The organism is Ancylomarina euxina, assembly GCF_003863355.1.
GTDB lineage: Bacteria > Bacteroidota > Bacteroidia > Bacteroidales > Marinifilaceae > Ancylomarina > Ancylomarina euxinus.
Window position 1 is genome coordinate 118,256 of record NZ_QQWG01000006.1, and the last position, 22,015, is coordinate 140,270.

Consider the following 22,015-nt stretch of genomic DNA (forward strand, 5'->3'; position numbering starts at 1 on the left):
TGCTACTACACGTGTTTTATTTATTTCTCTGAGACCTTCAATAATTCATCAATCTTCTTAACCAATTCACTCAATTTCTCTTCGCTATAACCTACCGAAGTGTATACAACTTTTCCATTTTGATCGATAAGAAAGTTTCGAGGAATAAAGTCAGTCGCATATTGCTTATAAATAACCTGATTAAGATCTAATCCCGCATTAAATACAATGTCTTTGGTTTTTAACTTCTCCATTCTTTTTCTTACCACATCTTCTTGTTCACCTCGTGAAACCGCAAGTAAAACAAAATTATTAGAAGCAAAAGGCTTAATAATTTTATCAGGAAACTCGTAAAGTTCTTTCATACATGGTGCACACCATGTAGCCCAAAAATTAAGCAAAACAACTTTCCCTTTCAGATCCTTCAGTTTAATTTTTTGTCCATCTAACATATCAACTACAAAGTCCGGAGCCATATCACCTGTGCTAATCAATGTCGATTCCTTGATTTTTCTTTCACGCTCATCAGCATTCTTTTTATTAATTACAGCAGCTTCTTCTGGTGTAATTGATTTTACAGTCTTCATTTCTTCATCGGTGTAAAGATCAAGTATTAACACAGTACTTTCGTTAACTCTTTCGCCGTACTTTTTTATTAGGGCTTCTTTGGCCTCGCCTGAAACGCCCATATTCATTTGTTTAATTCGTTTAGTATCCAAACTAAACGCATACTCCTGAGTCACCTCTTCACCATTAATGATAAACATTTTTGCTGGTTTCTTACTATTGGAATCCTGAGCAAAAGAGCCCAAGGCACAGGCTAGGCTAATTAAAACGACAAATACTAATTTTACTTTCATATCTATATTATTTTTAAAATTGTTACTAAGCTTATTTTATTCTTTTTACAGAAAAAAGAAAAGCTCTATTAAATTAATCATACTAAGACTAACAACAATCATACTAAACAGTATTTTAATTTAAAGTAAATTTAAAATTCCACATAAAATAGAATGAGTCTTCCTAATTTGCATAAAGATTAAATTGGGATTCCTTACTTAAATCGATTTTAAAATACGCCTTAGTGCATGCCTCTTAAAATGCTCTAAATATTCTTCAAGCACAGAGTATGCCTTTCTTCCAACAAACTTGACTACTTCACAGAAGCCATATAAGCGATTAAGACCTAGCCAATTCAACAATTCAGGCTTGGTAAACTTAATAATCTTATCTACCTTATGGCTTCCAAAATTAAACCCACTATGCCTAAATTCAACCCAGTTAAAAACTACCAGAATACCCGCAAAACCATAGGGTATGTCACCAGAAAAGAAGCGACAGAAAAGGACTATAAACGAATCGGATTTATGTCTGGCTTGGAAGTTCATCAGCAGCTTAAAACCGAAAAGAAACTCTTCTGTCATTGTCCAGCAGGTGTCCTGCACAATCACAACGATTTTGATGCTGAGATTATTCGCCATATGCGTCCTACGCTTTCGGAGCTTGGCGAGTATGACGGAACGGCTTTGATGGAGTTTAAAACCCGTAAAGAGATCACCTATCGTTTGAATAACAATTCGGCTTGTACCTACGAAATTGATGACACCCCACCATTTATCATAAATAAAGAAGCCCTGGAATATGCGCTTGAAATCTCCTTGCTTTCCAATCTGAATATTGTGGGAGAAGTCCATATCACGCGTAAGCAGTATTTGGATGGCAGTATCCCCGCAGGTTTCCAGAGAACCGCTATTCTTGGAGTAGAAGGTCATATTCAGTTGAAAAACAAGAAAGTTCGTCTGATTCAGTTGAGTATAGAAGAAGACTCCTGCCGGGAAATCTCGGATATTGGTCACAATAGAGTCTACAAGACAGATCGCCTGGGCATGCCCTTAATTGAAACAGTAACCTATCCTGAATGTTATACACCTGATGAATTGAGGGAAGCAGCGGAATATATCCGTTTTCTTAATCGAAGTACAGGAAAAGTACGTACCGGCATGGGTGCTGGGCGCGAAGATGTTAATGTGAGTTGTAAAGGTGGTACGCGTATCGAAATAAAAGGTGTCGCTCATAATAAATGGATACCTGAACTTTCGCACAATGAGGCTTTCCGTCAATGGGCTTTGCTTCATGTGCAAAAACGACTGAAAGACCAGGTTAAAAACCCAGAGGCTTGGAAAATCAAAAGTCAAAAGATTGATCCTACTCAATTGAAGCTTGAAAACAAGTTGATGACAACTATCGATTTCTCCGAAAAAGAGGTTTATGCTGTCAATCTGGAAGGTTTCCAGGGTATACTCTCCCACTTTACCCAACCAGGTCAATGCTTTGCCAATGAAATCACCGATCGATTAAAGGTTGTGGCTTGTATCGAAAAGCCCAATATGATTCATTCGGAAGAAATTGATGGCTCAAGCATTGAGGCAGACTTTAATCAAATCAAAGAACTTTTAAAAGCAGATGATAAGGATGCTCAAATGATTTTCTGGGGTCCCAAAGACGACATACCTACGGCACTTGAAACCATAGAGGAACGCTGCACTATGGCATTCGATACCATCCCAGAGGAAACTCGTAAATCCTTTAAGGATGGGACGACCATCTTCGAAAGAGTTTTGCCTGGTGCCGATAGAATGTACCCTGACACCGATTCGGCTCCTATTCCACTGCCTAACGATTATATCGAAGGACTCAACAAGAATTTACCCATTGATATTTCCAAACGATATGAGCAACTCCGAAATTGGGGTATCCCAACTGATGCCGATCATTATATTTTAAGGAACAATTTGGTTCCGGTTATCGAGAAAATCGAAAAACTAAAGATCCCTGCCAAGTTTGTTGGAACCTTCTTCGCACATAACTTAAAATATGCAGAAGGGAAATACAAAAAGCACGACGAGTTCAAATATAATCGTATTGTAAAAATGTTTGAATACATACAAGAGAACAAACTTCATTATGCCATCTCCAAGCTGATGCTTCCTGTTCTATTAGAGCACCCTAATATGGATTTCTCATCGATTCTTACCAGCATTAATTTTAAGAAAAGAAATATTGAGGAATTACTGGCTCCTGTTAATTATCTGATTGAAAAATTCAGAGAGACCAATGGTCAAACTGATAAAAAGAAAACCGTTGATTGGATTATGGGCCAGCTTCACAAGCAGGCTACAGGAAATTTAGCATTAAGCGAATTGAAAACTAAAATCGAAAAAGCTATTAAATAGTCGACTATTATGGAAGATATTTTTCAAGGATATAAAGGCGGTGCGTTAGAAGTACTCAAAAAATATAATGTCAGAGTTTGGGGAACGGCAAAGATTACCACAACCCGTGGCGATTTTGAAGGCACCATTCTACCTCGATCGGAAAATGATGATGATCAGCATATTGTTTTAAAACTTATAACGGGTTATAATATTGGTGTTGATATCATCACCATAACCGACATGAAGGAAACTGGCTATAAAAAGGCCAATTATAAAATTCCCGAAAAGGAATTCCCGACTACAGAAGGCTTGCCTAATGTGAAGCTGTTCGGAACGGGAGGTACAATTGCCTCGCGTCTTGATTATAGAACTGGTGCTGTTATTCCAGCTTTCTCTCCGGGAGAATTGTATGGTGCTGTGCCCGAATTGGCTGACATTTGTAATTTAACTACCGAGAAGGTCTTTGCAGTATTCAGTGAGAATATGGGTCCCAAGCAGTATTTACAACTGGCTAAGGCTATTGGGAAAGAAATTGAAAATGGTATTGATGGTATTGTTATTGGTCATGGTACCGATACCATGCACCACACGGGAGCTGCCCTAACTTTTATGGTACAAAACTCACCTGTGCCTATTGTTATTGTGGGATCACAACGTTCGTCAGACCGCCCAAGTTCCGATGCCGCTTTAAACCTGATGCATGCGATGTTTGCTGCGGGAAATTCGGATATTGCTGAGGTCATGGTTTGTATGTTTGGGCCTACTTCTGACGAATATGGCTTATTACATAAGGGAACCCGTGTTCGTAAAATGCACTCCTCCTACCGATCGACCTTCCGTACCATTGGCGATACGCCGCTGGCTATGGTTAACCGTCATAAGATTGAGCCTATCAAAAAGGAATATAAACACAGACGTAAAGATAGGAATGTAACGATAAAGCCTTACTTCAGCGATAAGGTCACCATGTTGTATTACTATCCGGGCATGAAACCTGACGTTTTGGATGCTCTGGTTGACTGTGGTTATAAGGGAATCGTGTTTATTGGAACAGGCTTAGGTCATGTGAATAAAGAGCTGTATCCATCCATTGCTAGAGCCAAGAAAAAAGGCGTGTATATGTTTATGACCCTTCAAACCTTGTGGGGCTATGTTCAAATGTTTGTTTATGAAACCGGTCGTGAGATGATGGCCAGAGGCATTGTGCCTGGTGGCAATATGCTACCTGAGGTTGCCTATATCAAACTGGGTTGGGCATTGGGTCAGACTGACGACCTTGAAGAGGTGCACAAATTGATGATAACCCCTATCAACGATGAAATAACTGAAAGAGAACCTTATAATGGTTATCTGCTGTATCAGGGTGGCATTCCTGAAGTTGAAGCGTTTATTAAGGCAGTTCATAAATAAAACAAATTACTACCCTTCGACTCCGATCAGGGATCAGGAAGATAGAAATTGTATTAAAAACGCCCCAAACTTTAACTAGTTTGGGACGTTTGACTCAATACAAAATCGTATTACTTATAATTTTTCTTCTCAGTGATGTAATAAATCAATGGGACAATTAACAGAGTTAAGAATGTTGATGCGATAGTTCCACCCATGAGTGAAATAGCTAATCCCTGGAAAATCGGGTCGAATAAAATTACTACGGCTCCAATCACAACGGTTCCTGCTGTTAGTAGAATTGGTGTTGTTCTTACGGCTCCCGCTTCAATAACTGCCTCTTTTAAAGGACTGCCCTCAGCCAGTCGGAGGTTAATAAAGTCGATGAGCAATATGGAATTCCGAACCATGATACCCGCCAGTGCAATCAAGCCAATCATCGATGTTGCGGTAAAGAAAGCACCCATCAACCAGTGACCAACCAAAATACCTACAAGTGATAACGGAATAGCAACCATCATCACAAAAGGAACCTTAAAGTTTTGGAACCAGCCAATAATCAGCATATAGATTACGAGTAGAACCACAGCAAAAGCAGTTCCCAGATCGCGGAACACCTCGTAGGTTATTTGCCACTCACCATCCCACTTCAGACTATAATCATCCTCGAATAGAGGCTGTTGTGTATACTCCTCGGTTAAAGAAAAACCTTGTGGTACCTTAATCTCATCCAAGTTTTCTGAGATGTCCATAATACCATAAACCGGGCTTTCAAGTTTGCCTGCAACGTCAGCTGTCACATAAACGACACGCTTCTGATTTTTGCGGTAAATACTCTTCTCTTTGGTAATTTCCTTAATCTCCACGATATCGCCGATGGCAAGCATCTCACCTGTTTGAGTTAAAATGTTCACCTTTTTCAGATCATTCAAGCTTGATCTCTCCTCCTCTTTCAAACGTAGATTAATTCCAATTTGGTCATGCTCTTTTTCTCGATAGAACTGAGACACATCCTGTCCATTCAGGGTCATTGCAATAGTCTGAACAACTTGCTGTGTATTAACACCTGCCAACATAGCCTTCTCCTTATTCACATCAAACTGGTATTCTTTCTGATCATCTTCAATCAACCAATCCACATCAACCACATCAGGTGTTTTGCTAAATAGTGTTTTCAATTGAGAAGCAATAGCGATTTGTTCCTGATCATTAGGACCATAAATTTCAGCAACAAGAGTCGACATAACTGGAGGGCCTGGAGGAACTTCTACAACTTTAACATTGGCATTAAACTTCTTACCAATGGCTTGTAAACCTGGTCGCATCGCCTTTGCAATATCATGTGATTGTTCGTCTCTATCGTGTTTATGAGTCAGATTCACCTGAATATCGGCCATATTAGCCCCACGACGTAAATCGTAATGACGAACCAAACCGTTGAAATTCATTGGAGCAGCTGTTCCAATGTAACACTGATAATCCATTACATTGTTTTGCTGTGCTACATAGGCCGCAAGCTCTTTAGTGACCATTGCTGTACGCTCAAGAGTTGTCCCCTCAGGCATATCAATAATCACCTGAAATTCATTTTTATTATCAAAAGGCAACATCTTAACCGCTACCATTTTGAAATAAACCAAAGTAGTCGAGGCCAATAAAAGAACCGTTACTGAAATGATAAATGACCAGCGTAATTTTGGAGATTCCAACATAGGACGCATGGCTTTATTGTACAGTTTGTATATCAAACCATCCTCCAGCTTAAACTTACTCTCAATATCTTCTTCTTCATGTTCTCCGCCTTTCAATAAACGATAGGCTAAATAAGGCGTAATGGTTAAGGCAACCAATAGTGAAAATATCATGGCAATGGATGCACCAATAGGCATAGGGCTCATATAAGGACCCATTAAACCTGATACGAAAACCATAGGAAGAACTGCTGCAATCACAGTAAAAGTTGCCAGGATAGTTGGATTACCCACCTCGTCTATTGAAGTAAGAGCTGCTTCCATAAAGGATTTCTTCTTCATCTTAAAATGCCGGTGCATATTCTCTGCAATAATAATGGAATCATCCACCACAATACCCGTTACAAATACCAATGCGAAAAGGGTAATTCTATTTAAAGTATAATCCAGATAATAGTAGCTAAACATAGTCAATGCAAAGGTGATAGGCACCGATAGGAAAACCACTAAACCACCACGCCAGCCCATAGCTAACATCACCACAAAAGTCACAGCTAAAATAGCACCTAAAAGGTGTAATAAGAGTTCTCCTACCTTATCGGATGCAGTCGCGCCATAGTTTCGGGTCACTTCAACGTGAACATCAGAAGGAATCAAATCCTTTTTCAAAAGCTCCAGTTTATTTAAAATCTGATCTGAGATTTTCATCGCATCGGCACCTCTACGCTTAGCAATAGAAAGTGTTACAGCTGGATATTCACCTTTAAAAGAGGCCTGTTTATCGTTAACTTCTCCATAACCAAAACTCACATACTGAGAAGGAATTTCTGGTCCATCAACAACCTCAGCCACTTGTTTCAAATATACTGGGCTACCCATACTTATTCCTATAACCAGATTAGAAAGCTCTTCAGAATTCTCAATAAAACGACCTGTTTTAACAAGAAATTGATTGTCATTATTATTAAAAGAACCTGAACCCATTTGTTGGTTCGAAGCTTTAATTTGTTGAGCAATACTTAATGCATCAATATGGTAGTTGGCCATCAACTCGCGATTCAAAACAACTTGCATCTGACGTGAACGTCCCCCACGAATTGATGTTGATGACACTTCGCTAACTTTCTCAACCTCATTATTCAATTCCTGAGCCATTCGACGCAACTGAAAATCATCATACTTCTCACTCCAAAGCGTCAATCCTAAAACGGGAACATCATCAATTGCACGCGTTTTGATTAGTGGAAACGAAATACCTTTAGGCATTTCATCCATATGTTTCATGATCTCATTGTACATCTTGACAAGAGAACGCTCTACATCCTCTCCCACATAAAATTGCACAATCAGCATAGCCTGTTCCGACATGGAAGTTGAATACACATACTCTACACCTGGAATGTTAGCCACCACTTTTTCAAGAGGCTTCACAATTCTGGATTCAACCTCGGCAGGGCTAGCACCTGGATAGGCTAAAAAGATATCGGCAATGGGTACATCAATCTGAGGTTCCTCTTCTCGAGGTGTTAGGTACGAACTATAGGCTCCAATGATCAAAAAAGCAATCATTAATAGAGGTGTTAGTTTCGATTTTATAAAGAGTTTGGCAATTCCGCCAGCAAATCCTGTTTTCATATGTTTATAATTTCATGTTCTGCCATATGGATATCGCCAAATAATCATCTTCCTGTGTGTGGAAAGCTTTGATTATGGCTCGTTTCATATGATATAGAAAATTAGTCTTGTTTTTTTGAGAAACTTAATTGATTACTTCACGCTGCTTACTTTTAGTTTAGCGCCATCCCAGATTTTACCTTCATAGGATAAAATATATTTCTCACCCGAACTTAAACCTGAAAGAACTTCAATTGAATTTCCATATGTTTTCCCAACACGAATCCAACGTAAGAGGGCTGTTCCACTCTGACTTAAAGTATATACACCTATTAGTTGTCCTCTTTCTACCAATACCGATTTTGGAATAATAATGCGATTTGATTCTCCCATACAAATAGAAACTTTTGCAAACATGCCTGTGTAAAGTTTCAATTTAGGATCTTTAATCTCATCAAGTTGTAATTTAACTTCAAACTGATTGCCAGAATCAAGAGCTGAAGGGTTTATTTCAGAGACTATAGCCTGAAGACGGCGATTATTCAGTGCTGGCAATTCAACCTCTACATAATCGTTAAGCTTAATCTGTGAAATCTCCGACTCAGGAATACGAGCAAGAACTTCATAATTCCCTTTTTTCTCAATCGATAATAATGGCATTCCGGGAGAAGCCAAATCACCGGTCTTTACAAAATGCTTGGTAACACGACCTCTGTATGGTGCTCTAATATTCGCATATTTCAAACTTTCGTTTATGGAAGCCAACATGCTCTTTGCCGCTTCCAATTTCGATTCAGCAACTTTTTTCTGAATTTGCATATCTTCCAATTCTTTCATCGAAGCTGATTTCTTATCGAATAAGGATTGATAACGCTCCAAATTCTTTTCAGCGTCAGCTAATAAGGTTTCTGAAACTGCAATATTAACTTCAGCTTGCTTTTTATTTGCAAGAATATCATTATTGCTGATTTGTAATAGAAGTTGTCCTTTACTAACCGTCTCTCCTATTTTCACATGTATTTTTTCAACTTGTCCCATAATTCGGGTGCTCAATTTCGAAGATGTAGCAGCCTCAAGTTTACCTGTAAAACTCAATAGTTCTGGCTGCTGAACATTTTTTGCTTGTGCAACCTCTACAATTAGGTCGAAACCCTCTGCTTTCTTTTTAGCTGGTTCATTGCTACATGAAGCTAATAATCCGAGTGCAATAAAAAGGCTTAAATAATATCGTGTGTTCATAATATGTTTATTGGATGATTGTTATCGATTTTTTGATTTTATTTTAATTCTTTTTCTAAAAGAAATTCCAGGTAAAACTTAGCTGAATAGTAATTATTAATAGCATTCAGATATTCTAAATTTTTAGTTGCGTAAAGGGTTTCTGATTGGATTAAATCAGTCATTTTCTCCAAACCTTGTTTAAAACGGTTGGTACGAATTCTCAAAGCTTCGCCTGACTGCTCTTTAGCCAAACGTCCAGTTTCAATTTTCTGAATACTCAAAACCAATGAACGTTTAGCTTCTTTCACCTTCAGGTTATTTTGCTCTAGATAATCATCGAAATCAAGCTTTTGAAGTTGAAGCTCTGCTTTTGCTTTTTTAATCATACCAATGTTCTTATAGCCTTTAAATAAATCCCATGATAATGAGGCTCCAATCATATAATTATTAGCACTTGTACCTAAGAATTCTTTATCGTTCCATTCATAGGCTCCAAAAGCATTTAAGCGAGGTAAGAACTTATTTCGGGCTGATTTCAACATTTGCTCCTTGGCCAAAACACCTTTCTTGTAAGCTAAAATATCTGACCGATCTTCGTTGGTCTTCTCATCATCAACACGTGACCCCATAAATGGCTCCTGAAAGGGATCAGAAGCGATTAAATCATTCGATGATTCAAATCCTAGCAGAAAAGCTAAATAATCTACTGCTCCTTGACGTTGATTCTTTGTTTGGTTCAGTTGATCTTCAACCTCTAATGCACGAACCTTGGCAGCTAAAACATCAACTTCCTTAATCAAATCCTCTTCAAAGAAATCTAAGCTTTGTTTTAAGTTAGCATCAGTACTTGCTTTAACTTCTTCAAAAACATTGACCGCTTCTTGTGCGATCTGTAATTGTTTATAGGCTTTTTTCACTTCGAACTTGACATACTCTGAGGTTCTTTCCGATTGCAAACTCACAGCCTCATAACCATATTTAGCTGCTTTGCGTTCATGTATACCGTCGAAATTTAAAAGAGGTTGTTCTACTTTAATCTGAGTTTGAAAATTCTCCATAGAACCTGGATCATTTAATAATACAGGATTAAAGTCAGCAGTTGTAACGACCTCTTGCTTCAGTTTAAATCCAAAACTCGCTAAAGGATCATTTGTTCTAACTGCTGTGTGGGATAAATTAATTCCTGGTAAGAACAAGGAATGAGATTGTAGATAACTTGCCTTTGCAATATCTACTCGGGCTTTTGATTTTTGAATCTCTTTATTATTCTCTTCAGCCTTTAAAAGAGCTTCCTCTAGACTAATGTTATTACCATTGGTCTGAGCAAGAGCAAAAAAGGGAATAAAAAACACTAAAAAGATAATCAATCGATAGGATAACTTTTGCATATATTTTTGATTTTGGATTCTTTTACGTCTCAAAACTATATAAAAACAAGCACACATCCAACTATCTACATATCTAAACTATCTATCTTGTCATAGATTAACCACATCATTTTTTATATTAAAGAAAATTAGCACTTTAGCTCGATAACTGCAAATTATATTTTGTATTAAATCTGATAGGTTTATCTTTGCCAACTATATCATGAAAAAACAAAAATCCAGTTTGATGATTTTTCTTTTAAGCTGGATCGTAAAAATTGAAGACTAGACTTATAATACAACTAATAAAACCATGAGAGATTCAATAGTAATATTATGTGGCGGAGGACCTGCTCCGGGAATAAACACAGTAATAAGTAGTGTAGGAAAAGTTTTCTTAAGGAATGGCTACCGCGTCATTGGAATGCACGAAGGATACAAAGGTCTTTTTTCTGAAACTCCTGAAACTCAGGATCTGGATTTCCCATTTTTAGATGGCATCTTCAGTAAGGGTGGTTCTTCTCTTAAGATGAGTCGTTTCAAGCCCAAAGATTCGGATTTCAACACGAACTTCTTCGTTAAGAATAATGTCAAACTATTGGTTACTATTGGTGGTGACGATACGGCTTCAACAGCCAATCGTATTTCTAAATATCTGGAAGACAACCAAATTTCAATCTCAAATATTCATGTTCCTAAAACCATTGACAATGACCTTCCATTGCCAATAGGCTCTCCGACCTTTGGATTTCATTCAGCAAAAAACGAGGGGGTTCGTATAGCAACAACGGTCTATGAAGATGCACGCACCTCACAAAACTGGTTTGTGTTGTCAGCAATGGGACGTGAAGCAGGTCACTTAGCTTTTGGTATTGGAGCATCCGCTCATTTTCCAATGATTATTATTCCTGAGATGTTTAATAAGACAAATATTTCTGCTGAAAAAATCGCTAATTTGGTTATTTCATCAATCATCAAACGTCGAATCCTAGGTCTGAATTACGGAGCTGCTATCATTAGCGAAGGGGTTTTCCATTTTATGGATACGAAAGAAATTGAGAGTACAGGTATTAATTTCACTTACGATGCACATGGTCATCCAGAGTTATTTAATGTGAGTAAATCACACGTATTCAACATGTTTATTCAACGCAAGATTAAATCTTACAATCTAAATATTGGGACTCGCCCAGTAGAATTAGGTTTCGGATTGCGTTGTTGTCCTCCTGTAGCTTACGACTTGGATTTATGTACCATGCTAGGAAATGGTGTATACAAGCTATTTAAAGCTGGACAATCAAAATGCATGGTAACTGTTGATCCCAAAGGAGATTCTTCGCCTCTATTTCTTAAAGATGTTGAGGATGAAAACGGAAAGGTAAAACCTCGTTTGGTTGATGTCAATAGTGAAAAAGTTGAAACAGTCATGAATAATAACCTACACTACCTGTGTGAGGAAGACTTGGAAGCTGCTAAAGCATACCTACCAGATGCAGAGAACTACTTATTTAAAAAGATCTTGAACTGGGAATAAACTATCCCACACGATAAATTTTAAAACCCATTTCGTTTCGATTTGGGTTTTTCTTTTATAAAGTAGGTCCTTTTCAAGGCTGATAAGAACCTGATTTTTGATAAATATTTCTATTGTAGATTTTTTTCGCTAATTTGTATACTGCTATTAATCAAATCAAAAGGAAAAATGGAACTAATTAGTCATTATAAAATTTTTCATAACAAAAGATTTGTTGTTGAATATCATGAAGGTGTAGGTACGCTTGAAGAAGTTAAAACTTTCAAAATAAAAGAGGCGAACGACCCAAGCTACTCGCCCGACTTTGATTTACTCATGGATATTAGAAAGGTTACTATTAAAGGGATAAAAAATGATGTAAAGGAATATATCGAGTTTGCAAACTCTCACCAAGGCATTTCTGGACATCGTAAATTAGCTGTTATTACCAATACGCCTCGCCAGGTCATTTTCTTTGCCTTTCTGAATATGTTTAAAATGAAATTACCCCAAATCATGAAAATATTTAGCTCTGTGGAAGCAGCGCTGCTCTGGCTTGGGGAACCCATTTCATTAGAGGATATGGATTCTTGCTTAAATAATTTGAAGGATAAGGCTAAATCATATTTATAGAACAAATTCCCTATAAACTCGACTTTAAATTTAAAGTGCTAAAAAAAACAGCTCACTATAGACATCTGACAGATAACTCATTAGTCATACTGTATTAAATTGTTTTCAATAAAAAGTCAGCAAACACTTGTTTTATATAATAAAAGCAATACTTTTGTCATCGCTTTGAAGCTATACAAACTCTGTAAGTTGATAAGTTTAAACTGATCAATCATTCTTTTAATAAGAATTCGATATAAAGATCTTTCTCACACCTGGCTTCCACCTGTGTGAGTTAAGCTAAACCGTCATCATTTATTTGATGACGGTTTTTTGCTTTTAATATTTTTCAAGGCAAAGCATCAGACCAGCAACTCACAGGTATCATCAAATAAAAATATTTTTATTTGCTTTATCATGCCTTACTGATAAAAAAACAGCATATCACTGACTAATAGAACCTTCTCTCGAATACCTCAAGTACTAACAAACATGGGTATTTTCCATTAACATCTCCTAATGGAAATCAAAATCAACAGAATTGACTTTCACTATTGTTTTATTAAATAAAAGGTCTACTTTTGCAGCTCTTCTGAACAAAACGAGAATTTCTGGTTTCATACTTCAAACTCCGATTTTGTAAAGAATTTAATCGATCAATTGTCCTGCATTATAGGATCAGATATAAAGATCTTTCTCACACTTGGCTTCCACCTGTGTGAGCTAAGCTAAACCCTTATCATTTATTTGGTAAGGGTTTTTTGCTACTAAATTATCACGTTTTCACCTCTCTAAAAAATCATAATTTATCTACTTTCAAAATGAGTTTTCTTATTTAAAATGACTCTAATCACAAATAAAAACACACATACACCAAACCGTAAAATACTGCATATCAATCCATTTTCAATGTAATAACAAAACTCAAATAAAAGTTTTATGTTGCCTCAACACTAAGTTTAATAGAGTTCCTAGTATTATTTAAATAATGGCGTTGCTATATCTAATAAAAAGAATACTTTTGCGGCTGCTTTTTACAACAAAACTTAAAAATGGAAAACACTCAATTCATTATTCAGAAGGACAACACAGCGAATCCTGGACCATTAGGACTTTGCGGATTTGGATTATCAACTATCCTATTAAATCTTCATAATGCAGGTTTATTCGGAATGGATACTATGATTCTTGCAATGGGAATCTTTTTTGGAGGAATCACACAAATCATTGTGGGAACTATGGAATGGAAGAAAAACAACATCTTCGGAACCATGGCTTTTACATCTTACGGTAGTTTTTGGTTGATTTTGGTATGTCTATTAACAATGCCTAAAATGGGATTAGGAGAAGCACCTACATCTACTTCAATGGGATATTTCCTATCAGTTTGGGGTATTCTTTCGTTAGGATTCTTCGTAGTAACTTTAAAGTTAGGTAAGGCTATGGCAATTCTATTTGCTTCTGTAGTATTATTATTTGCTTTATTAGCTGCTGCAAACTTTACAGGCAGCCACATGATTCATACAATTGCAGGTATCGAAGGTGTTATTTGTGGTTCTATAGCTATTTATATCGCAATGGCTCAACTTTTCGAAGCTGTATATGGCAGACAAATACTTCCTTTGAAGTAATATATATAAAGATCTTATTTACACTTGGCTTCCACCTGTGTGAGTAAGTTAAGCCCTTATCATTAATTTGGTGAGGGCTTTTTTAATTGGCTTTATTTTTCCTCTTAGAGAAGTATTGGTATATTTAGTAGACATGAATCAAAATCCCCTACTATGGCAGATTTAATCCATATTGTCTATTTGAGTTATTCCGAAAAAGAATTATCCGAAAGTGAATTGAATGGCTTTCTGGCAACAATTCGTAGAAAAAATGAGATTCAAAATATCACTGGCTTACTTTTATATAATGATGAAGCCTTTATTCAAGTCATTGAAGGTAAGCGAGAAATAATACAGAATCTTTTCAAACTCATATCTAAAGATTCACGACATTCCAACATGGTTAAACTTTTGGAAGAGCCAATTGAAAAACGAGATTTTCCTGGTTGGTCAATGGGATTTCGTAAGCTGAATAAACAGCAAACCCCTCGAGTACCCGGCTACTCGGATTTCATGCAAAATAAAGATGCTATAATGGATTGTAGTGATGCAGTTATGCATCTTTTATATAGCTTTCGAAAACACACATAAAGCCAAACATCCTAAAATAAAAAAGAGACGCAGTACCTCATACGTCTCTTTACATTTATTCTAAAAAATACAATCGACTTCTTTCTCTTCCGCTTTCAGGTCTTCAAGTTCATCCAGATCTACAAGAGTGAAATCTTCCTGATAATCCGATAAGGATTTATAAAAACTATAACACATGACAATCAAAATCAATGAAAAAGGTATTGCCGTCAATATCGATGCCGTTTGCAAAGCTGTCAAACCTCCTCCAATCAAAAGGATTGCGGCAAGTAATCCTTCCATAGATGCCCAAAATATCTTCTGCCCCTTTGGTGCATCGTGTCGTCCGCCAGAAGTCAATGTATCCACCACAAATGAGCCTGAATCTGAAGAGGTAACAAAGAAACTAGCCACCAAAATCACCGTAATGATCGACGAAAAGGTTGTGAATGGATACTGCTCGAGAAGGTGATATATGGCAGTTGCTACATTATTATTCACTGCTTCAGTAATCACGTGGTTTCCTATCAATTCCTGAAAGATGGCAGATCCTCCAAACACAGTTAACCAAAGCATGGTCAATAAGGTTGGCACCAGCATAACACCTAAAATAAACTCTTTGATTGTTCTTCCTTTTGAAATTCGGGCTATAAAAATCCCAACAAAAGGCGACCATGAAATCCACCATGCCCAGTAGAAAACTGTCCATGAGCTTTGCCAATTTTTAGCTTTACCTACTCCGTTGTAGGTATTCGTCCAAAAACTCAATTCGAAAAATTCACCGATATAATGCCCTATATTTTGAATAAAAGATTTGAATAAGAACAATGTTGGACCTGCAAAAAGCATAAAAATCAACAAGAATATAGCCAAGCGCATATTCCATTCACTCAACTTTCGTATCCCCTTGTCTAAACCTAAAATTAGAGAGAGTGTTGCGAAAAGAGTGACAACAACAATTATGATAACTTGAACACGATCACTGTTTTCCCACTGAAAAAGGTATTCCAAACCAGCATTAATTTGTTGAGCTCCTAGTCCTAAAGATGTTGCCAAGCCAAATAGGGTTGCAATCACCGAAATGATATCAATTACGTCTCCTATAGGCCCATAAATTTTATCACCCAACAAGGGGTGAAAGATAGACCGTATGGTCAAAGGCAATTTCTTGTTAAATGTAAAAAAAGCCAGGGCTACCCCAACAATTGCGTACAATCCCCAGGCGTGAACGCCCCAATGCAGAAAAGTAATACCCATTGATGTTTTTGCAGCAAATACATCAGCCCCTGGAGATTTCAGGAAAGGGTTACTATTAAAATGAAAGATAGGCTCAGCTACACTCCAAAACAAGAGGCCTATTCCCATTCCTGCACTAAAAAGCATTGCAAACCAGCCCATTCTCGAAAACTCAGGTTTGGCATCCTTACCACCAATTTTAATCTTGGAGAATTTTCCAAAACCAAGATATAAGGCAAATATTAGTAAGGCATTTACCAAAAGGATGAAGAACCATCCAATTTTATTAGCAACAAAGTTTTGTGTATCGGCAAACCATTGTTCCATAGGCTTGCCAACGATTAATGTCGTACTTACCAGTGCCGCTATTATAAGTAAAGAGGTGATAAAAACCGGTCCGTTGGCTTTTATTCCTAAAAATGTTTTTTTGTCACTTCGTATTATTTCACTCATTCTATATAATTCCTTTTTGATTAAAAGTAGTAGCCTATATTAATATTGAAACGCATCTCCCAGTCGGCGTCACGAGTTCCTGCAGCCAAGGCATTGGTCCACTCAGATCCTAACCAAGGTTGATTTTTAGCCGCAGCCAAATCGAAATAGGTGTAAATATTACCTGCGGTAAACATGGCACCCGTTACATTCATGATGGAGTTTTCGAAATGACTTTCAGCCTTATCCATATACCCAAAATCGTTATAGATAACCACACTCGATACAAGCCCCCATTCAAGAGGAATGGCATAACTTAAGCCAAGGGTATATATGCTTGCTTCGGCGGCAACCAAATAAGGCGCACCATAAGCCGTCATAGCGATCACATCATCAGGTTCTCCAGTCAAATTTTCAGGACTGTATTTGTAGTTGGCTATCTGGGCTTTTACACCGAATTTACCCGCTTGAAGTTCGTAGTAGGTAGCTAAAGCATAGTGTTCTCCCATTTGTTCAGTATCCAAATTGAACAGAGCTCCATGTTGCGCTGAAACACCAAAGCGATGCTTGGCATTCGCATTATCAATTTTATAAGATAAATTTCCATTCAATTGATTCACCTCTTTATTTCTAATATTGAGATTGCTATCACCATTCAAATCGATTGAACTGACATCATAAGAATAACGACTATTTGAGACATCGGAATTACTCCCAAAGCGAAGTTCTTCGGCATTCTTAAAGAAAGCCAAGCTGTAGTCCCATTTTTCACCCAGATGAATAAACTTAAGCCCCATATCGTGATCATCTTCGAGACCAACATAGTAATTTAAGCTAAAGAACCAGGAGTTTGAATTGTATTTTGTGATGCCAAAAGGTACTTGAATCAAACCGAATTGCAGCTCGTCATTTTCATTAAAATTATAAGCAATCCAGCCTTGTTTTAACATAGCGCCTCCAAAATCTTGAGAATAGAATCGATATTCTGCATTGAATTTTAAGCCTTTATATTCTGCTTTGGCATTCAATCGGAACACATCGTAACCCAAATCGCCACCACGTTTTTTTTGTGCGTCTTTCCAGCTGGAATAATTGTAATTGAATCGCAATGCTCCGCCAATGTCGACAAGAGGTTTCTCCTGTGCACGCACGGAAATAGTGGACATGAGGAAACAGATCCCCAGCCACGTTTTTAAATAAAACATAAAAGAGTATTAGATGAATATAACATGCAGAATAATGGGTGCATGCAATTGGATTCCGTCTAAAAAACGGAAATTTAGGAAAGCTTAGATGTTGGTGGTGGAATGAATTTATTGGACAGTATCCTGAAAATTAGAAACTGAAAACTATAGATTCTGGTATTCCTTTTATCGTGAAGTTCACTTGGTTTTAATCCCATAGCGCGCAAATGTAGTCATTAATTACTCCCTCGCAAGATAATTAACTGATTTATAGATGCATTTTATTTTGAAACCGATCAACAATCATCCAACTACTGTTAAGCAAAGTCAACGATATACGCTGATATAAAGTTAAATGATGGATGCTTAAGTTGACTTTTGTCTCATGAAACAAAAGATCTCATGACTTGGCTCAAATAAGACCAATCATCACATAAATCTTAAAGTTTATTCCTATACTGGAGTATTTTCACAAGAGTAAAATTTAATACCCCAGTATAAGTCTTCATCTTAGAGTACAGGATTAGAATCACAAATTTTGTAGCTTTGAAAACAGTGATAAGACCTACAAACACCTAAACCTATAAATATGATTTTATTAGATAAGCCCTATGTTTCCCAATTTCTAAAGGACACAATTACCAAATATAATTTTTCAGCACTTGATACAGGCAATATTATTGAAGATGGAGAAATCGCTTTGATAAAGCCTGAGGCAATCATCCAGCAATTTGAGCACGAACCCAATAGTCGTCTTTATACCAATTCAGAGAATTCAATAAATTGGGTCAGCACGCATTTAGCCTTTACAAAGCTTCCTGAATATATCAAGCTCTTCAAAAACAAGATTGAATTTAGAAAATTGATCAAAAGTATCTATCCCAATTTCTTTTTTAAGGAAGTTTCTCTTCAAGATCTTGATCATATTAACTTAGAAGATCTTCCTATGCCATTTATTATCAAACCAACGGTTGGCTTCTTAAGTTTGGGCGTCCATAAAGTCGTAAATAAAGAAGAATGGCTTAAGGTGAAGCAAGACATACATAAGGAATTTAGCAATGCTAAAAGCTTATTTCCAATCGAAGTAATCAATGCCTCATCTTTTATCATCGAAGAAGTGATTGCAGGAAATGAATTTGCTTTCGATGCCTATTTTGATGAAAAAGGAGAAGCTGTCGTTCTTGGTATAACACAACATTTATTTGCATCTGAAAAAGATGTGAGTGATCGTGTTTATTTCACTTCAAAAGAGCTTATTCAAACTTACTTGCCTCAATTCACACTATTTGTTAAGTCTCTGGGCAAACAAGCCGATATTAAAAACTTCCCTGTTCATATTGAGGTTCGTGTAGATCATAAAGGCAAGTTAATCCCAATTGAAGTAAATCCTATGCGATTTGGAGGCTGGTGTACCACCGCTGACTTAACTCATTTAGCAATGAGTTTAAATCCTTACCATTGCTTTTTAAAAAATATCAAACCTGACTGGGAACAGATATTAAATGATATGGATGATGAGATTTACAGTTTAATCATACTTGATAACTCAACAGGTATTTCGTCTGGGAACATTGCACAATTTGATTACGAAAAGCTCCTTAAACAATTTTCAAACCCACTGGAATTACGCAAAATCGATTACAAGACCTATCCTATTTTCGGGATGTTATATACCAAAAGTGAGAAATCTAAATTCAGAGAGATAGAAGAAATCCTAGTTTCAAATCTTCGCGAATTTGTCACAGAAAAATAGAAATGATTAACATACTATATATAAAGAGGCCTGGCAGATTGTTAGACCCTTTATGTATCAGGCTTTATAGAACCATTTATACTTCACCCAATGTTCGACCCGTCTCTCGTAGTTTGGTAACCGATTTAGCATCACCAATAACCTGAGAGCTGTATATACCATGATGCCCCGAAATGAGATAAGCCACAATACAGGCAATAGCAACATAGGGACTACAAGCTATACCGAAGAGCTCGATGGCCATAATACTGGATGCTAGTGGTGTATTGGATGCACCGGCAAAGACAGCTACAAAACCCATTGCTGCCAGGAGACCGACCGGCAGTGGAAGAAACAGAGACAAAGCACTACCCAAAGCAGCTCCTATAAAGAATAAGGGCGTCACCTCTCCCCCTTTAAAACCCGCCCCTAGCGTAATAGCTGTCAGTAAGAGTTTAAAGAAAAACACGTAGGGAGCCTGCTGTACCGTAAAGGACTCAACAATAGTAGGCAAACCTAAACCCAGGTATTTGGTCGTTCCCAAAAGTCCTGCAATGGCTATTATCAAAAGCCCCCCAAAGAAAGGTCTCATGTAGGCTTTTTTGATGAATTTGCTACTGATTTTACTGTAAGAAGTTGTCAGCTTAATAAAGCTGAGAGAGGCTAAACCAAAGCAAATACCTACCAAAATCGTGATAAGAAGAGCTTGCAGATTCATATCGGGCACAAGGCCTAAAATGTAATGGGAATGGGATACGCCATAAGATTTGGTGACATAATCAGCCATAAAGGAAGAAGCAAAGGCCGGGAAAATAGCATTGTACTTGATTTTTCCCATGTGATAAACCTCTAATCCGAAAATTGCTCCGGCAAATGGCGTTCCGAAAACAGCACCAAAACCGGCACTCATTCCTGATATTAAAACAATCCGTCTATTATACTTGCTTAGTTTAAAAACACGGCTAAGTTGATCGGAAATAGCAGCAGCCATTTGGATTGCTGTTCCCTCACGACCTGCCGATCCACCAAAGAGATGGGTAAACACGGTTCCTCCCAGAATAAAGGGAGCCAATCGAAAAGGAATGATCTTTTTTGGCTTATGAATGTTACTGATCACCAGATTATTTCCTGGTGCAATTTCTTTTCCCCAACGGTAGAACACGTAGCCCAAAAGAATTCCTGCCAAAGGCAAAAGATAAATAAGCCACTCATGTGCATTTCTAAAATCGGTGGCATATTCCAAACTGATTAAAAAGAAGGCACAGGCCGAACCCACACAAATGGCAATGACCATAGATAACAATAGCCACTCTAATATGGATAAAAGAGCAGGTTGCTTACTTAGAATAAATTTACGAGCAAGTGAATATGAGCTGTACAGATTTTTTTGCATAACAATCCTGTGAAATTGAAAAAAATATTCGCAGGAGTCATCAGCCATTGGGCAGTTAAGTAGGAAAACTCCATTTCCTTTGGGTTGACAAATTTATGACTTTTTTTTAAGATCAAAAATCTCTAGGTCAAAAAAAAGCTTATCTAAGTTCGCAGAGCAATATAATGTCACAAATCAATCTTTTGTAATTGTTGTCTTTTCATTAAAAAAAATAAATAAAGATTAAACCACTAAGCACACTAAGAACGCTAAGAAATAATGTATATCAACTTTGTGTTCGTTGCGTTCTTTGCGGTTAATATTAATGATTTATGAAATCACAGTGGAATTTCGTAAATTAGATCGTATGTGTTTTCAATAACAATCAAGCTCTACCCTTGTCTCTAACACGAATAAATCTTCAATAATTCATAATACTCACTTTAAAAATATGAAGCTATGGGAACCAATTATTTATGCCCACATTGCAGAGGAATATTGAATGTTAAGGGGCATATTATTTTGTCTGCAAAAAATTCTAAAGATGAAAGTGGACTGCTTTTGCTACATCCTGAGATCGGCAACTATACCAGTTATAAGAATACCGAATTTAAGCTCACTATTGGCGAAAAACTTTCTTTATACTGTTCTATTTGTCATTCAACTCTAGATAGCAATAAACACGAAAACTTTGCACAAATACAGTATCAAAACATCAAGGAGAAAGAATCTACAGTTATTTTTTCTAAAATTTATGGCGAAAAAGTAACGCATCTTTTGGAGGATAAAAAGGTATTCTCTTACGGTGAACATTGTAAAAAATATGCTGATCCTGAATGGTTTTTATAGAGATCTATCGATTATAAAAGAGGGTGTCCGTCTACTTTATGGACACCCTCTTTATCAATATCTAAAATTCTAACCGTTTATTGGGCTCTTTCGTATTGACAACAGCCAGGTAATTTCTTGTAGGCCTCATCACTTGCCTTATGCATCTCGGTATCGTAGCCTACTTTAGCTATTGCCATATGCACTTTATGAAGGTTTGTTTTCGACTCATCAAAGGTCACTTCTATCATCTTCGTTTTCTTATCCCAATCAGCAGAAGTGACTCCTTCAACTGCTTTGGCAGCTTTTTCAATTGTTTTTTCACACATGCTGCAATTGCCAAACACCTTGAATTTTCCGGTTTTGTTTTGTGCAAATAAACTTGCAGTTCCCATTATAAAAATAACCAGTAGACTTAATAATTTTGTTTTCATCTTTTAAAATTTTAAT

Annotated in this window: 16 protein-coding genes and 1 riboswitch; of the genes, 8 read left to right on the forward strand and 8 right to left on the reverse strand. The window is 37.0% G+C overall.

All coding sequences use genetic code 11. The annotated features are described in order from the left end of the window. Positions 1-20: 20 nt before the first annotated feature. Positions 21-839 (reverse strand): TlpA family protein disulfide reductase, encoded by an 819-nt coding sequence (locus DWB61_RS08020; protein WP_125030381.1) that lies wholly within the window; start codon positions 837-839, stop codon positions 21-23. A 402-nt stretch (positions 840-1,241) separates the two neighbouring features. Between DWB61_RS08020 and gatE the strand changes: the two genes are divergently transcribed. Both gatE and gatD read left to right on the forward strand, forming a co-directional pair. Continuing rightward, complete coding sequence (gene gatE, locus DWB61_RS08025) at positions 1,242-3,212, forward strand: Glu-tRNA(Gln) amidotransferase subunit GatE (protein WP_125030382.1); 1,971 nt, start codon at positions 1,242-1,244, stop codon at positions 3,210-3,212. Positions 3,213-3,221: 9 nt separating this feature from the next. Further along, on the forward strand, positions 3,222-4,604 hold the full coding sequence (gene gatD, locus DWB61_RS08030) for a Glu-tRNA(Gln) amidotransferase subunit GatD (protein WP_125030383.1): 1,383 nt from the start codon (positions 3,222-3,224) through the stop codon (positions 4,602-4,604). A gap of 110 nt (positions 4,605-4,714) precedes the next feature. On the opposite strand, the gene DWB61_RS08035 is transcribed toward gatD, so the two are convergent. The 3 genes from DWB61_RS08035 to DWB61_RS08045 all read right to left on the reverse strand — a co-directional run bounded on the left by DWB61_RS08035 (position 4,715) and on the right by DWB61_RS08045 (position 10,497). Next, the gene (locus tag DWB61_RS08035; protein ID WP_125030384.1) at positions 4,715-7,909 is read right to left on the reverse strand and encodes an efflux RND transporter permease subunit; all 3,195 of its coding nucleotides are present in this window, start codon (positions 7,907-7,909) and stop codon (positions 4,715-4,717) included. A gap of 132 nt (positions 7,910-8,041) precedes the next feature. Continuing rightward, positions 8,042-9,127: an efflux RND transporter periplasmic adaptor subunit gene (locus tag DWB61_RS08040; RefSeq protein WP_125030385.1), complete on the reverse strand. Its 1,086-nt coding sequence runs from the start codon at positions 9,125-9,127 to the stop codon at positions 8,042-8,044. Positions 9,128-9,165: 38 nt separating this feature from the next. Further along, entirely contained in the window at positions 9,166-10,497 is a 1,332-nt protein-coding gene (locus tag DWB61_RS08045; protein WP_158614382.1) for a TolC family protein, read from the reverse strand. A 292-nt stretch (positions 10,498-10,789) separates the two neighbouring features. On the opposite strand from DWB61_RS08045, the gene DWB61_RS08050 reads away from it, so the two are divergent. The 4 genes from DWB61_RS08050 to DWB61_RS08065 all read left to right on the forward strand — a co-directional run bounded on the left by DWB61_RS08050 (position 10,790) and on the right by DWB61_RS08065 (position 14,802). After that, complete coding sequence (locus DWB61_RS08050) at positions 10,790-12,010, forward strand: 6-phosphofructokinase (protein WP_125030387.1); 1,221 nt, start codon at positions 10,790-10,792, stop codon at positions 12,008-12,010. Between the two features lie 168 nt (positions 12,011-12,178). Then, positions 12,179-12,622, forward strand: coding sequence for a hypothetical protein (locus DWB61_RS08055; RefSeq protein ID WP_125030388.1), 444 nt, complete (start codon positions 12,179-12,181; stop codon positions 12,620-12,622). Positions 12,623-13,653: 1,031 nt separating this feature from the next. Continuing rightward, a complete protein-coding gene (locus DWB61_RS08060) occupies positions 13,654-14,232 on the forward strand; it encodes an acetate uptake transporter (protein ID WP_125030389.1) in 579 nt (192 codons plus the stop codon). A gap of 153 nt (positions 14,233-14,385) precedes the next feature. After that, complete coding sequence (locus DWB61_RS08065; RefSeq protein WP_125030390.1) at positions 14,386-14,802, forward strand: BLUF domain-containing protein; 417 nt, start codon at positions 14,386-14,388, stop codon at positions 14,800-14,802. A 60-nt stretch (positions 14,803-14,862) separates the two neighbouring features. Here the strand turns inward: DWB61_RS08065 and DWB61_RS08070 are convergent, their stop codons facing one another. Together DWB61_RS08070 and DWB61_RS08075 are read right to left on the reverse strand one after the other, a co-directional pair. After that, positions 14,863-16,470, reverse strand: a complete 1,608-nt coding sequence (locus DWB61_RS08070; RefSeq protein WP_125030391.1) for a BCCT family transporter — start codon at positions 16,468-16,470, stop codon at positions 14,863-14,865. 20 nt (positions 16,471-16,490) lie between these two features. Beyond that, positions 16,491-17,615 carry a hypothetical protein gene (locus DWB61_RS08075; RefSeq protein WP_125030392.1) on the reverse strand — a complete coding sequence of 375 codons (1,125 nt, stop codon included), beginning with the start codon at positions 17,613-17,615 and terminating at the stop codon, positions 16,491-16,493. Positions 17,616-18,222: 607 nt separating this feature from the next. Between DWB61_RS08075 and DWB61_RS08080 the strand changes: the two genes are divergently transcribed. Further along, on the forward strand, positions 18,223-19,386 hold the full coding sequence (locus DWB61_RS08080) for an ATP-grasp domain-containing protein (RefSeq protein ID WP_125030393.1): 1,164 nt from the start codon (positions 18,223-18,225) through the stop codon (positions 19,384-19,386). A 76-nt stretch (positions 19,387-19,462) separates the two neighbouring features. Here DWB61_RS08080 and DWB61_RS08085 read toward each other — a convergent pair whose 3' ends face one another. Continuing rightward, positions 19,463-20,758, reverse strand: a complete 1,296-nt coding sequence (locus tag DWB61_RS08085) for a voltage-gated chloride channel family protein (RefSeq protein ID WP_125030394.1) — start codon at positions 20,756-20,758, stop codon at positions 19,463-19,465. Positions 20,759-20,782: 24 nt separating this feature from the next. After that, a riboswitch (Fluoride riboswitch) is annotated at positions 20,783-20,845 on the reverse strand. Between the two features lie 351 nt (positions 20,846-21,196). Here DWB61_RS08085 and DWB61_RS08090 point away from each other — a divergent pair. After that, positions 21,197-21,586: a hypothetical protein gene (locus DWB61_RS08090; protein WP_125030395.1), complete on the forward strand. Its 390-nt coding sequence runs from the start codon at positions 21,197-21,199 to the stop codon at positions 21,584-21,586. A 77-nt stretch (positions 21,587-21,663) separates the two neighbouring features. Here the strand turns inward: DWB61_RS08090 and DWB61_RS08095 are convergent, their stop codons facing one another. Next, positions 21,664-21,999, reverse strand: coding sequence for a heavy-metal-associated domain-containing protein (locus DWB61_RS08095; RefSeq protein WP_125030396.1), 336 nt, complete (start codon positions 21,997-21,999; stop codon positions 21,664-21,666). Between the last annotated feature and the right edge of the window lie 16 nt (positions 22,000-22,015).

Coding starts and splice junctions, on each gene's coding strand:
- DWB61_RS08020 (WP_125030381.1), bottom strand. CDS start 839: ATGAAAGTAAAATTAGTATTTGTCGTTTTAATTAGCCTAGCCTGTGCC.
- gatE (WP_125030382.1), top strand. CDS start 1,242: ATGCCTAAATTCAACCCAGTTAAAAACTACCAGAATACCCGCAAAACC.
- gatD (WP_125030383.1), top strand. CDS start 3,222: ATGGAAGATATTTTTCAAGGATATAAAGGCGGTGCGTTAGAAGTACTC.
- DWB61_RS08035 (WP_125030384.1), bottom strand. CDS start 7,909: ATGAAAACAGGATTTGCTGGCGGAATTGCCAAACTCTTTATAAAATCG.
- DWB61_RS08040 (WP_125030385.1), bottom strand. CDS start 9,127: ATGAACACACGATATTATTTAAGCCTTTTTATTGCACTCGGATTATTA.
- DWB61_RS08045 (WP_158614382.1), bottom strand. CDS start 10,497: ATGCAAAAGTTATCCTATCGATTGATTATCTTTTTAGTGTTTTTTATT.
- DWB61_RS08050 (WP_125030387.1), top strand. CDS start 10,790: ATGAGAGATTCAATAGTAATATTATGTGGCGGAGGACCTGCTCCGGGA.
- DWB61_RS08055 (WP_125030388.1), top strand. CDS start 12,179: ATGGAACTAATTAGTCATTATAAAATTTTTCATAACAAAAGATTTGTT.
- DWB61_RS08060 (WP_125030389.1), top strand. CDS start 13,654: ATGGAAAACACTCAATTCATTATTCAGAAGGACAACACAGCGAATCCT.
- DWB61_RS08065 (WP_125030390.1), top strand. CDS start 14,386: ATGGCAGATTTAATCCATATTGTCTATTTGAGTTATTCCGAAAAAGAA.
- DWB61_RS08070 (WP_125030391.1), bottom strand. CDS start 16,470: ATGAGTGAAATAATACGAAGTGACAAAAAAACATTTTTAGGAATAAAA.
- DWB61_RS08075 (WP_125030392.1), bottom strand. CDS start 17,615: ATGTCCACTATTTCCGTGCGTGCACAGGAGAAACCTCTTGTCGACATT.
- DWB61_RS08080 (WP_125030393.1), top strand. CDS start 18,223: ATGATTTTATTAGATAAGCCCTATGTTTCCCAATTTCTAAAGGACACA.
- DWB61_RS08085 (WP_125030394.1), bottom strand. CDS start 20,758: ATGCAAAAAAATCTGTACAGCTCATATTCACTTGCTCGTAAATTTATT.
- DWB61_RS08090 (WP_125030395.1), top strand. CDS start 21,197: ATGGGAACCAATTATTTATGCCCACATTGCAGAGGAATATTGAATGTT.
- DWB61_RS08095 (WP_125030396.1), bottom strand. CDS start 21,999: ATGAAAACAAAATTATTAAGTCTACTGGTTATTTTTATAATGGGAACT.